Origin of the sequence: Allorhodopirellula heiligendammensis (genome assembly GCF_007860105.1) — a bacterium.
Lineage (GTDB): Bacteria > Planctomycetota > Planctomycetia > Pirellulales > Pirellulaceae > Rhodopirellula > Rhodopirellula heiligendammensis.
The window spans coordinates 661,727-674,846 of the sequence record NZ_SJPU01000001.1 but is presented as its reverse complement, the minus strand read 5'-3'; the positions used below and the strand labels follow the sequence as shown (position 1 = coordinate 674,846).

The window sequence follows — 13,120 nt, the reverse complement described above, 5'->3', positions numbered from 1 at the left end:
GGAATGACGGGCTTTAAGCGACGCTCTTACCGCGTGGACTTTCTTGGTGGTGCTAACTTCCAGTTAGCGGGCATCGTTGACCAACCCACGCTCGCTGGGGAGAGTGGGGAACCATCGGCAGCGGTGTCTGGTCCCGTGGCCGTCTTCAGCCACTGTTTCACCTGCAACAAGGACCTCAAGGCAATCACACGAATCTCACGTCGCCTGGCCGAGTGCGGTATTGCGGTACTGCGCTTCGACATGACGGGGCTCGGCGGCAGCGAGGGCGACTTTTCCAATACGAACTTTTCCACCAACATGGCCGATCTGGCAGCAGCTGTGCGCTTTGCCACTGAGACGCTCGGACCGGTGACCGCGTTGATCGGGCACAGTTTCGGCGGCGCCGCATCGCTCGCGACGGCCGCGGGTATGCCGTTCAACGACGACGCTGAACTGAGCACTGAACTTCGCAAACGGCTCGCCGCCGTGATCAGCATCGCCGCCCCGAGCGACACGCAACATCTTGCTGATTTGCTCCTACGCATGAATCCCGAAATACAGAGCAATGGTCGCGGCGATGTAACTATCGGCGGACTGACTTGGTCGATTCGCCGTGAGATGCTGGATGACTTTCGCAGTCATCGACTCGCCGATTATCTGAATCGGATTCGCAGCCGGGTGTTGGCATTTCACTCACCTGTCGACCAAACACTGGGGTACGATCACGCCCTGCGAATCGCTAGTTTGATCGAAGATGAGCAGGGATTGCCGCGATGTAGTCTGCTCACCCTCAGTGACGCCGACCACTTGCTAGTCAACAACCCAGCGGATGCTCAATACGTTGCCGATATGAGTGCCGCCTTCCTGCGGCGATACGCGTCGGCGTGATTGGAAAACAGCAAAACACGCCTCGTGTGAGGCGAGTATACGGAGCTCGTTTCCAGGGGTGACTCGGATTGAATTCTCTCTAACCTGCTCTGTGAGGTGCGACGGTGGGCGATACGATGGACAGCGAAAACGAACCCACGGAAATGCAATTCCAAGCTTCCAGGGAGCTGCGGCCGACCTGGAAGAGGCAATTACCAAGGCTCGCGATTCTGTTAGCGGTAAGCTATGCGGCGATCTGCATTGCACTGGTTTGCATGGAGACACGACTGGTTTTCCCAGGTGCCTACATGGAACACCGTGGGCCGGGCGAGGTCACTCGTTTTAATTCTGCGCATCCCATCGATGGCGAAGTTACCTCGTTGGCATACCACGCCGAAGACGGAGCGAAGTTGCTCGGCAGGATAGCGGCTCGCCAGCATCCCGACCGTGTGATTTTATTTCTGCACGGCAACGGAATCCGGGCGGCTGACTTGGATCCTTGGACGCGACGTTTATCCGACACTGCCAATGCCACAGTGCTAACGGCGGAGTATCGAGGGTTTCAACAGAAAGGGTTCACGCCCACCGAAGCGAGCACAATTGCCGATGCGGTTTCAGCCATCGACGCGTTATCCAATGTGACCGGCGTCACTGCCGCGAACATCACCATCTATGGCCGGTCGATCGGGGGCGGTATCGCAGCAGGGTTGGTTGCCGCGATGCAGGAGCGGGGCGATCCGCCGAAGTCGTTGATCCTCGATCGTACCTTTGACAGTGCCATGCAAGTTGGCGCCGATCGGTACTTCTGGCTCCCAGTTCGCTGGCTGATTCGCAATCCATACGACAGTAGTGAGCGACTACGGAACTTTCGCGGCAACGTGGTCTCATCGCACGGCCCACCCGACCAGATTGTGCCCATGAAGAACGGCCGCGCCCTGTTCGACTCGCTTACCACCGCACATAAGACATGGATCGAAGTTCCCGATTTATCTCACAACGATCGCATGTCCGATGAAACACTTCGACAGGAATTCGAAGCACTCCGCACCTTGGAAGAACAGAGTTCGGACGTGCAGGCATTGGGACCTTCGGCAAACCGCCCAGTCCCGAATGAACCAGTCCCGAATGAACCCGTCCCTGAATGAACTCGTCGTTAAATGAATTTTCTGGGGATCGAGCGGTCAGGATTTGTCGCCTGGACTTCAGCAAGAGCGACCAAATACAGTGCTTCTCCGAGGCTCGAAGCACCCACAGAAGAATCACTCAGTCCTTAACGATTTGCAACTTTTCCATGCATGATCTCACCGCGTCAAGCACTGCGTCTTTGACTTGCTCTGCCTCCATTGCGTCGGTCTGAATCACGACGGCATCGCTTGCCGCCCGAAGCCGACCGACTGGTCGCATACGGTCTTCAAGATCCCGTTGGTTCTGTGCCACCAATACCTCGTTCAACGTCACCTCGCGTCCGGCCGCCTGTAATTGCAATTGTCGTCTACGAGCCCGCTCCTGTGGCGACGCAGTTAGGAACACCTTGCACTGGGCATCTGGGAACACCTCAGTGCCCTGATCTCGTCCCTCGGTAACGAGATCGCGACCTTCGGCGATACGGCGCTGTTGTCGCGTTAGGCAGCCGCGAATTTCGGGCGGATCAGCAACGTGGCGTATGTTTGCGGTGACCTGAGGTGTACGAATCGCTATTGAGATGTCTTCGCCGTCAAGATCGATCCGGTCATCGTGCCACGCCAGGCGAGCGTGCTCAGCGTAATCTACCAATTTAACCACGTCCGAGAGCTCAATCCCTGCTTGCATTGCCCCCCATGTAATCGCACGATACATCGCACCGGTATCAAGAAATGCAAATCCAAGTTCCTTGGCAACGTCCCTCGCAATGCTGCTCTTCCCGGCGCCTGCCGGTCCGTCGATCGTGACAATCATTCCCATGCGTTACTTTCCTTGGCGTCAATCTGCTATCGATAAGTGGTTGAGTTAGGATTTGTCGTCCGCAGAGGTTTCTGCTGAATGGATCGTGTCGGTTTGCTGGAGCCGCGCACGCAGACTCGCCAGAGACTGCTCGATCGTAATCTCGAGCGATTGATCGGATTCCGCCGGCTCGCGAGTCTCCGCACCATAACGCAGCCGGTAGAACAGCCTCGTCAGGACAGATGCAGGACTGCGCAGCTGCTCATCGGGCAGACTCGCCGTCAACTCAGCCGGTGTCTGACCGGCCGAGCGAGCATACCCCACTCGCTCAAGCAATTCGAGGGCTTCGGAGTAAAAGGCGATGCTGGGCCGCGCCACATGCACCACTTGCTCTGCCCGCGTGCGGCGAAACGCATTTGGAAACTGGCGTCGTAAGAACAAAATGGCGAATCCGCATAGCACGGTCGCCGCGACCGCCGCCAGCGTGTAGCTCGCTCTCTTTTCTACCGGCCACTGAATGTCGTCCGAATTAATTCGCAACGCTAAACGCTTAACGCGCTCAATCCAGGTACGATAGGACGTCGACATTGATCCCATTCCAGGTGTGGTCTGGAATGTCGATCCTTGACGTTCGGGATCCATTTCGACCACATAGTCGCTCCAGAAGTTACGCGCCAGCTCTGCAATCTTGCGACCACCTCCGATCGGATTGCTTTCCGTGTCCGGAATACCGCCGCCTCCGGGCGTCGGATCCAGCCGCAACCAGTATCGCAGGGATTCCGGTTGACCGTAAACATGTTGGGAGAGGGGAATATCGTCGCGGTCGATCAGCGCCTCCACCCAAGCGTGTGCATGACTTTGGCGAACGACGAAGTACTGGCCGAGGCTATTGAATTCATCGCAGTGATAGCCCACCACAATTCGTGAGGGAATGCCTTGACTGCGTAACATCATTGCGAGGGCCGAGGCGAAGTACTGGCAGTGACCGCGGCGGTCAACGCTTAGGAACTGTTCCAGCGGATCCATGCCCTTGACGAGGGCGTTGTTGAGATTCAGGGTATAGTTGTAGCGTTCACTCTGGGATAGATGCTCCTCCAGCCGGGTTGCCACTTCGTAAGCATTCCGCTTCCCCGGCAACATGGTGCTGACCAATTCGTCAGCAAGCAACTTGGCTGTCGGGATCTCCTCAGCTGGGAAACTCAGTAACTCATTGAGATACTGACGTTGCGCCGGCGTGAAACGCTGCTTCTTAGCAGACTCCTGATTAATGACTGATGAAACATCGATTCCCCAATCGGTCATCCACTCCAATTGACCGCGGTTGGTATCGTTGGCAGGTGCGAGCGATAAATCGTGGATCCAGTGAGTCTGAATCCCATTTCGGAAACCGAGCGTGCCAAACTGATATTCGAGACGTTCGTACCTCACCGCAGCGCGAGTGCCCCTCATCGAATTACGACTGAGGGTCCATTGGAACGGATGTTGGACAATCGCGCCGCTGCCGATAATGCGATGGTACGGTGCAAGTGCGAACAGCGCCGCATCCCGCATTGACTCACAGCGAATCTCGGCATGAACTCGATCGTAAAAGTTGAGGTCACTCTCGCGGACGGGCACGAATCGTGGCGGCAGAGCGGCCGGTTTGCCCTCAAATCTGCTGGAAACGTTGCGCCAAGTTCCCCCACCTTTTTCCGCTGGCTTCCCGGCAGCATATCGCTCGAGGACGCGACCACGCAGGTAGATCCCGCCCGTCACTGAATACGGCTTGTTTCTAGCGGGATCCTTCAGTTGCACACGCAGCGCACGATCATGACTCTGCTGCATGCTCCCAATTTGCCGCAAGCTTACCGAATCACTGAACCCCACCATGGCACTCGCAGCGATCCCGCGCTGCGCGTCGACCCGCCTCGGCAATGCAAAGAAAATCACCGCAGCAATCGCAGTAACGGCTGGTAGCAGCAAGCACAGGCTAGTCCAAGATACTCGGTTGGAAACGCGAGAAAACGATCCCAGCGCCGCTCGATTGTTGTAGCTCTGTATGCCCTGAACCGGCTTGCCTGCCGGGTCACGTCCCATCTGTGCGGCCCGTGCCACCGTTTCATCAGCCGACAAGAGCGTCAGTGCAACCCCTGCCGCGATTGTCAACGGAAAAAACCATACTGCATAACTGAAGGCGTCGTTAAATACTGCCGCGACAATACAATTGAGTAACGCAAAGGTGAGTAGCTGCTCAAAGAGCCGGTGATTTTTTTCCTGTAACATCAGGATCGCTTGGGCGACCGCTAGTAACTGCGCGACCGCCACCATCTTCGGAGCCAGTACATAGGAGTCCTGAGCAAAGTCAACGATACAAACCACCGCCGTTAAGCCCATCGCCCCATAAGCCACGATGGCGGGCAACGCGAATAGCTTCATCCAGTCGACAAAGACAAAACCAATGATCGCAAAGGCGACCACTATGAGCGAGAGCGGACCGGTGTCAGCGCCCGTGCCCAGCAGCATGCCCCCCAAGCCCGTTACAAACGCGAATGCAAATTGCGTGCGTAGACGAAGCCGAGAATCCGCGTGCATCCCAGTGGCGGGCGTTACGCTGGGTTGCGTCCCCGCGTCGCTCTCGGAAGGAAGCATGGGGTCATCGATTGAACTCATCAAGTCTCCTCCATCCCAAACCAATCGTGTCGGCCGCTGTCGGTAACGTCCACCCAGCTAATTTGGCTGCGGGTTTTCCACTGCCGCAGAGCCGTTGCCGTCGTCGCGTCAGTCGCAATGGCATCCGCTTGAGAACGAGGGCTGATCACAACGAGATCAGGTAACCGTCCCGCAGTCTCAGCGGCTTGTGTGAGCGCCGCGCCAACTGCGACACTTGTACTTGGGACGACATGTGCCAGCGATTGTAGCATACGTTTTCGGCCCAGCACTGACGGCCCTCCAACGACGACGTCTAATCCGCTACCCGCCACGACCAGCAGCACCTGATTTTCACCTCCCTGAGTTAACTCCATGGCGATACTCGCTGCCAAACTGATCGCAGTCTCGATGGCGTCGTCGATCAATAGCGGATCGCTGCCTGACGCATAGGGACTACCGGTGATTGGCCGATCCGACCAAACATCGACTAATAGGCACAGGTCAAATCGTTGTTGTTGCTCGAACTGTCGGACAGCCGGTTCGTTCAGACGGGCTGTCGTACGCCAATGAATATGCTTGGGGCTGTCGCCATGGCGGTACTCTCGCAGTCCAAAAAACTCATCATCTGCATGCCCATGCCGATGTGCTGCCGCCGACAGGCTGCCCACCTGGCTTGGCAAAATCCGTTGCCATGATCGCCGCAATCGGAGTAAACGGGGATAGACGTCGACGAAGTCTGGCGGCCCATCGAATTCGCGTGACGCCGTTGAGAGGGCGAATGGGGCGGTGCTCGAAACCCGCCAACAATTCAATTCGTACCTGCCACGGTAAGCCACCGTCACGTCGAAATATGCGCTCGTTGTTTGCCCGGGCATCAGCAACCCTGCACCAGTCATGGTGTGCTGCAACTGGCCCACAGCCGCACTTGTCGGACGCCCACCACCAGACATTAACGACGTTCGCTGCAAGGTATCCTCCAATCGAATTAGCCACAGGGGCATGAGCCGATGTGAGTTGTGCAACTGATACCGAATTCGCATTGGCTTGCCCACGAACCCCTCTGCTGGCATCCGGCGATGGATCCGCAGCGCGTCGATCATCGCAAGGCTGACACGCCACTGTGCAAACAGCCCGCCCAAAGTAACGGCAGCAACGACCACCAGCAGGTTGAGACCCTTCAGCGATCCGCCCAGAATGCCGAACACGCCGATCAGCATCACCTGGATTCCCAGACGCGTCAAACGGTGGCGAGTGCTGCGTCGATCCATCATGTTGGCTACACCGGAACGGGAATCGATTCAATCAAATCCGCTAACTGCTGCTCGACGACCGAACGACTGCCACCTTGAAATACACCGTCGGGCAATACACGGTGAGCCAAAGTGGGGACGGCGAGCTGCTTGAGATCATCAGGCACGACGTAGTCACGTCCCCGCAGCACCGCCATCGCCTGGCAACCTCGATAGAAACTCAGCAGTCCACGCGTGCTGACGCCTACTTGAAATCCTTCATGGCGACGCGTTGCCTCCACGATGTCAAGAAGATACCCGGTCAACGTTTCGTCGAAACGGACCTGCCCGACAGCGGACTGAGCCGCAAGAATGTCGTCCGCGGACAACACACTTTGAAGTCGATCGACTGGTTCTCCGGACTGGTGAGTTTGCAAGACTTTCCGCTCCATCTCCCGCGCCGGATATCCGATCGACGTCCGCAGTAGGAAACGATCCAACTGGCTTTCCGGAAGTGTGTACGTGCCTTGGTATTCAAACGGGTTTTGCGTCGCAATGACAATAAACGGTTTGGGCAACGGGTGGGTGACCCCGTCCACGCTGACCTGCCCCTCACTCATTGCTTCGAGCAACGCAGACTGAGTCCGTGGAGGGGCCCGATTGATCTCATCAGCTAAAACAACGTTCGCGAAGATCGGCCCCGGTGAAAATGCGAAATCAACGGTCGCCGAACGATAGATCATGCTGCCCGTGATGTCGCTCGGCAGCAAATCGGGTGTGAACTGCAACCGTGTGAATTTGGCATCCAGACTGCTCGCCAACGCCTTCGCAGCGAGTGTCTTGCCCACACCCGGCACATCTTCCAGAAGCACGTGCTCGCCAGCCATGGTGGCCACAATCAGCAAATCAATCAGCTCATCTTTGCCTAGAACAACTTTCGCAATGTTGTCGCGGAGCAGTTTGCAAGTCTCGAATGCACTGCGTGGAGCCATGAATACGATCGAATTGAGAGGCGAAGAGATCCGGCCATGCACAGCCAGCGGAATATGACTGTACACATGCTAGTGTGTTCGCCTGCCGTTATCCATCGGTCTGATGCCGACGGCCTGTCGTCTCCGCATTTCCCAGCTCTGCAGATGGTCAGGGCGCAACCATCGTTTCTCTTAGCAAATTGCCGGTCGGCCAGATGGTCAACCGGGGCGTACAGCGTGAGAAACAGAGCCGACTTCGTGCTGAGTGCTGAACAAGCAGCCTACACAGTTCCATTGGGCGGCGATTCGGCGCCGAACCACCAAAACAGAAACCCTAAAACCGCCATCGCAATAATGAGGACCACCAAATACGAGAGCGTTACAACGGAAAATGCAGCACCAGGAACTTTCTTATCAATTGGTTGCTCGTCGTCCACAATGGCTTCTTTCAATTCTTCCGTTGTGGTCTTGTCTTCGCTTGTTGAAGTTGTCATCAAACGCCACCTCCTCAGCGGCCAATTTTTCAAATAGGGAATAGCAGCACGTCTCTTGAAGGTGAGACCGCAAGTAACGCGCCAAACTCGCCCGTACCCTCGATTCCCACGAGCTGCCGCCGGCCAGGGGAGCGAAGGTCGCAATCCCAACGGGCCCGGAATCCGGTCACCATCTCAAGCACCCGAATCAGCGAGTGACCTTACAGCAGCACTCTGAGACGATTACGAGCAAGTCTCGATGGTGTCGCTCCAAACGATCTATGCGATCCCAAGGGAAGCAGGCGCACACATTGGGAACGCCACCGCGATTTTGCGAGCCATCAATTGACACTGGATCGCGGCTAGTCGGATGCTCCCTCGTGATTGCTGCGTTCGTAAAAAACGGCCAAGCTCCGTATTTGCTTGTCACTCAGCTTATTTGCGATCGGGTGCATGAGAGACGCGTTGTTGCTTCCACCGCGATGTTGCTTGGAAAACAGTTTGAGCTGTTCGCGGAGATACCAAGCAGGCTGACCGGCCAGTGTGGGATATTCCGCGTCGCGAGCCATCCCTCCTGGACCGTGACAATCCACGCAGGAGGGAATCTTGTCAGCGGCATCGCCATTTTCTGCCAGCTCCTTCCCCAATTGAAACTCGCGTTCACTCACTTCAGCAGTCGTCGCATTTTTCGCAACCTCTTGACCGGCGAAGTACGCCGCCAGCTGGTCAATCTCTGAATCCGTCAGACGATGCGCAATTGGCATCATCACTCCGCTAATCCGTTTGCCTGCTCGATACGCTATCAAGGCGTTCCGCAGATAGGTTTCGCTCTGACCGGCAAGGATCGGCACCCGTCGCTCCACGCCTTTGGAGCCATCGACAGCGTGGCAGACAGCGCAGTGCTTGCGCACCAGAGAAACGATCTTCGGCGAGTCTGAATCTTCCTCCGCAGTTCGGCCGAGAAGCTCTTGGTAGGTCGCGTTATCCAACGATGGCAGTTCATGCAGAAAGGCAACAACGGGCCAAATGTCGTCGTCTCTTTTTTGCGTCGGCCACGCTGGCATGCCCGCGAACTTAATGCCATGTTTGAGCGTGTAAAACAGCTCTTGTGAACTCATCTCGCCGACGGAACTCGACAATATTGGTGGCGTCGGTGTCATACCTTTTGCGACCGGCGGTTGGTCTTCGCCGGGTTGGCCGTGACAGAATACGCAGTTCGATTCATAAGTCGCCGCGCCCAGTGGGATCATGCCGGGTTCATCTAGAGGCGGCACCTCGATGCCCCTACTATAAAACGCCACCGAACGGTCACTTGCGTAGTCGAGGATCCACCGTGTCACCGCCCAGTGACCGCTGCTGGCATTTACTGGAAACACACCGCTGACCAGGACGATCAACCCGATCAGTCCGAGAATCGCTGCGAGAATACCAAGCTCTATCAGTCGCCTTTTCATGATTCTGCCTGTGTATTGGATGCAGACGCCACCATCGTCTGCGAGGACACTGGGATCCGATATGATCTTCGGCAATTTCTGTGGCGAGTTTGACTGCTACGCACGAGATCCGTGGTCAACCACAGCCCTCCTGCTAAGAATGCGGCGCCACCGACCACCAGCATGACTGCACCACCGAGATATTGGTCCGTCAACGGATCGAGTTTGCCGCTACTGTGATGGTGTGAATACAGTAGACGTGGGGACATCGTGAGCAATGCACCAAGCAACGTCATATGCATCGACGTCAACAGCAATCCAATCACGCCTGCAGCGCTGCGTTCGCGTGACCGGGGAGAGTCGCCACCAAACGCTGATAACCAAACCCAAACACCCGCCGCTAGAAACATGCTCTGTTCGAGCACGAACCCAAGGAATTCGAAACGGGCAAAGTGATGCAGTCCCGGGGAATGCCATGCCCATACAATTAATAACTCGCCCACCGACGCGGGCACAGGTGCAAACAAGGTAGGTACTCGCTTCACAGGATCAAACCGTCGACCCGCCACGCCGATCGATAGCAGCGGCGCGGCCACCGCAACTACTGCCATGTGCAACGTCATGTGTGCGGCAAACGATGTGCGTGCCAAGTGAGGCAGCGGCCCCAACCAAGCAGCCCCGAGTACCAACCAACCGAGATTCCAAAAAAACGGTTTCATCAATCACAGCTCCTCACGATTACCATCGCCAGCGCTGTGAAGAATGTCGCGACCAGACTGAGGAGGGAAAGCAGGAATGCCGTGAATCCAATGAAATGCGTCCGGTCCGATGGATCATCAGAATCGTAGGACGGCGACTGATCACGTCGACGATAGCTGCGCAGACTCCAGCCCGCGATAACGCTAATCGCTACCACAGCTACCGTTGTGTACCCACCGACCAAACCCAACAGCCATCCGCTATCGGAATTTGATCCGACCTTCTCGCACCAAATTGCCGCGGTCACGTAGCAGGCTAAAAAATGGATCGCCCAGATCGAAGGGGACAGCACGATCCACCATAGGTGTTCTTGGATTTGCTGCGGTTGCGATTCGTCGTGCCGCTCACTCGGATCGTGCATCACGCTACCTTTGGGAACAGAGCAATGATCAATCCAGTCATGACGACGCTGAGCACCAAAAAGTGCCAGAACAAGGTCACGTTCACGATATCTGCGTCGTGAACAGAATTCATTCTTCCCGCCCACCGTCGGACTGCACAATAAATCAACATCACGACACCGACCACCAAGTGGATAACCGTCCATAGGACCAGAACACACACCGAGGCTGAATAGACATGATGTGTGGGGTCCATACCGAATGTGTAGGGCCCCCAGGCTAGCGCCACCGCGCTAGCGATTCCAGCTGAACCAGCCATGCAAATCATGGAATAGAAACCGACGGTATGGCCGACTCGATTCCAGCGCCGCGCCCATATCACCGCTACCCAGGCCAACAAGCCCAAGCCCACTGACGCGAGTGGCCACATCGTTCCCGGACCGATAACCTCACGTCCATCAAATTCCGCTGGCGGAAACTGTTCATGTACTGTCCAGTAGAAAAAGTATCCAAACACCAGCGACACGAATGCGGTCATATCGCCCAGCATCGTGATGAACATGGCCCACCAGCCGACTGCACTTGGCCCGGATACGTAGATCGGCAAGGTCAACCCGAGCCCCACCTCTTTCGTATCTTTCTCTGGGATGACAGCCGTTCCCGTCCATAGCCAGAATACGATCGCGATGAACGACAACGCTCCGCTCACACCCGCCGCAGCCCACCAGTGATAAGTCGAAAAGATAAATATTCCGCCGGTGAACAAGGCAGCGAACATAGGCAAGAATGTTGGCCCGGGAACACGCAGACACTGCATCGGCTCCGCATCGACCGTGCTGGTCACCATGGTTTCTCGTAGACCCTCTTCTGCATCGGGAAGATAAAACTTGCCCGCGTCGATATCTGCCAACAAATTCGGCTGGTCCCACAGCGGATACCGCGTCGATATGATCGGGATGCTACGAATCCCCCACGGCTTGTCTGGCACCTGGCCGCTCCACTCCAACGTGCCCGCATTCCATAGATTGCGTGCCACAAACGGCTGGTTGCCCTTGGGACGCAGCACATCCCAGAGCAGCACCACGAACCCGAGTCCCAGTACAAACGCCCCCACGGACGAGATCATGTTAGGGATTTCAAAACCCATGCCGCCAGGATACGTGTAAACGCGCCGTGGCATTCCGATCAATCCCGTCAGGTGCATTGGAAAAAATGCCACATTGAATCCCACCAATGTCAGCCAAAAGGTGATAGTCCCTAATCGTTCCGAAAGCTGCTTTCCGGTCACGAAGGGATAGTAGTAATAGATACCGGCAATGATTGGGAAAATCGTGCCGCCAACGAGCACGTAATGCAGATGCCCGACGATGAAATAGGTGTCATGGGCTTGATAGTCGAATGGCGCGATCGCAACCATCACACCTGTCAGTCCACCGATGATGAATGTTGCTAAACCGGCCAATACAAACAGCAGGCACACGCTCTTAGTCACGCGCCCAATCAGCAAGGTGGCAATGAAGCAGAAAATCTGCACTCCCGTCGGGATCGCGACGGCTTCCGAAGCTGCTGAAAAAATTCCGATCGTGATGCCCGGTAGTCCCGTCGTGAACATGTGGTGAACCCACAGTCCAAAACTCAAAAACCCCGTTCCTACTGCCGCCAGAACAATCCATCCGTAACCCGCCATCGGAGTGCGTGCGAACGTGGGTACGATCATCGCGACCAGCGCAATCGATGGCAGAAACACGATATACACTTCGGGGTGGCCAAAGATCCAAAACAGATGCTGCCACAGCAGTGGATCGCCGCCGCGAGCGGCATCAAAGAATGGCCAGTCAAATGCTCGTTCGAGTTCCATCAACAAGTCGCCTGCAATGAGCGGCGGGAACGCAAACAGGATCATCACGGCGACCACGAGGATGTACCAGGCGTACAGCGGGATCAGGTTAAGCCGCATTCCCGGTGGACGACACTTTAAGACACCCACGATCAGCTCAACTGCCGCAGCGATCGAGGCGATCTCAATGAACGACAACCCCAGCAGCCAGATGTCGGGCCCAACGTCGGTTTGATACTCAGTCGTCATTGGCGGGTACATGAACCAGCCGCCGCGTGGTCCTACGCCGAAGAACAGCGACCCACACACGAAAATGCCGCCGATCAAGAAACACCAATATCCGTATGCCGAGAGCCGCGGGAACGGTAGATCACGCGCCCCCATCATTTCAGGCAGCAGCATGATCGAGATCGCTTCCAAAATCGGTACCGCAAACAAAAACATCATCACGCTGCCGTGCATCGTGAAGATTTGGTTGTACTGCTCGGCCGTGAGCCAATCGTTGTCTGGTACGGCTAACTGAATCCGCATGATTAGCGCCAACACGCCGCCGAACAAAAAGAAGGCGAACGCAGTCAGCGTGTACCATAGCCCCACTTCCGAGTTGTTAACGGCGGACCAATACCGCCAACCCTTGGGGGTCTCCCAGGCTTTGAGTAGCCGTTGTTCGCTGTTATCCATGG

General features: G+C 56.3%; 11 protein-coding genes. 2 read left to right on the top strand and 9 right to left on the bottom strand.

Annotation, left to right across the window (positions count from 1 at the left end; all coding sequences use genetic code 11):
• Positions 1-3: 3 nt before the first annotated feature.
• Positions 4-867: an alpha/beta hydrolase family protein gene (locus Poly21_RS02625; protein WP_146405462.1), complete on the top strand. Its 864-nt coding sequence runs from the start codon at positions 4-6 to the stop codon at positions 865-867.
• Between the two features lie 143 nt (positions 868-1,010).
• Positions 1,011-1,991, top strand: coding sequence for an alpha/beta hydrolase (locus tag Poly21_RS02620; protein WP_302117313.1), 981 nt, complete (start codon positions 1,011-1,013; stop codon positions 1,989-1,991).
• Between the two features lie 118 nt (positions 1,992-2,109).
• Here Poly21_RS02620 and cmk read toward each other — a convergent pair whose 3' ends face one another.
• From cmk to ctaD, 9 genes are all read right to left on the bottom strand, one after another.
• A complete protein-coding gene (gene cmk / locus Poly21_RS02615; protein ID WP_146406800.1) occupies positions 2,110-2,781 on the bottom strand; it encodes a (d)CMP kinase in 672 nt (223 codons plus the stop codon).
• A 51-nt stretch (positions 2,782-2,832) separates the two neighbouring features.
• Complete coding sequence (locus tag Poly21_RS02610; protein ID WP_146405460.1) at positions 2,833-5,415, bottom strand: transglutaminase TgpA family protein; 2,583 nt, start codon at positions 5,413-5,415, stop codon at positions 2,833-2,835.
• On the bottom strand, positions 5,415-6,665 hold the full coding sequence (locus tag Poly21_RS02605) for a DUF58 domain-containing protein (protein WP_302117310.1): 1,251 nt from the start codon (positions 6,663-6,665) through the stop codon (positions 5,415-5,417). The genes Poly21_RS02610 and Poly21_RS02605 overlap by 1 nt, the downstream gene beginning before the upstream one ends.
• A gap of 5 nt (positions 6,666-6,670) precedes the next feature.
• Positions 6,671-7,567 (bottom strand): AAA family ATPase, encoded by an 897-nt coding sequence (locus tag Poly21_RS02600; protein WP_146406798.1) that lies wholly within the window; start codon positions 7,565-7,567, stop codon positions 6,671-6,673.
• Positions 7,568-7,875: 308 nt separating this feature from the next.
• The gene (locus tag Poly21_RS02595; RefSeq protein WP_146405459.1) at positions 7,876-8,088 is read right to left on the bottom strand and encodes a hypothetical protein; all 213 of its coding nucleotides are present in this window, start codon (positions 8,086-8,088) and stop codon (positions 7,876-7,878) included.
• A gap of 341 nt (positions 8,089-8,429) precedes the next feature.
• Entirely contained in the window at positions 8,430-9,521 is a 1,092-nt protein-coding gene (locus Poly21_RS02590) for a c-type cytochrome (protein ID WP_146405458.1), read from the bottom strand.
• A complete protein-coding gene (locus Poly21_RS02585) occupies positions 9,518-10,219 on the bottom strand; it encodes a cytochrome c oxidase assembly protein (RefSeq protein ID WP_146405457.1) in 702 nt (233 codons plus the stop codon). Before Poly21_RS02585 ends, Poly21_RS02590 begins: the two co-directional genes overlap by 4 nt.
• Positions 10,219-10,620, bottom strand: coding sequence for a transmembrane prediction (locus Poly21_RS02580; protein ID WP_302117306.1), 402 nt, complete (start codon positions 10,618-10,620; stop codon positions 10,219-10,221). Before Poly21_RS02580 ends, Poly21_RS02585 begins: the two co-directional genes overlap by 1 nt.
• The gene (gene ctaD / locus Poly21_RS02575; RefSeq protein ID WP_146405456.1) at positions 10,620-13,118 is read right to left on the bottom strand and encodes a cytochrome c oxidase subunit I; all 2,499 of its coding nucleotides are present in this window, start codon (positions 13,116-13,118) and stop codon (positions 10,620-10,622) included. The genes Poly21_RS02580 and ctaD overlap by 1 nt, the downstream gene beginning before the upstream one ends.
• Between the last annotated feature and the right edge of the window lie 2 nt (positions 13,119-13,120).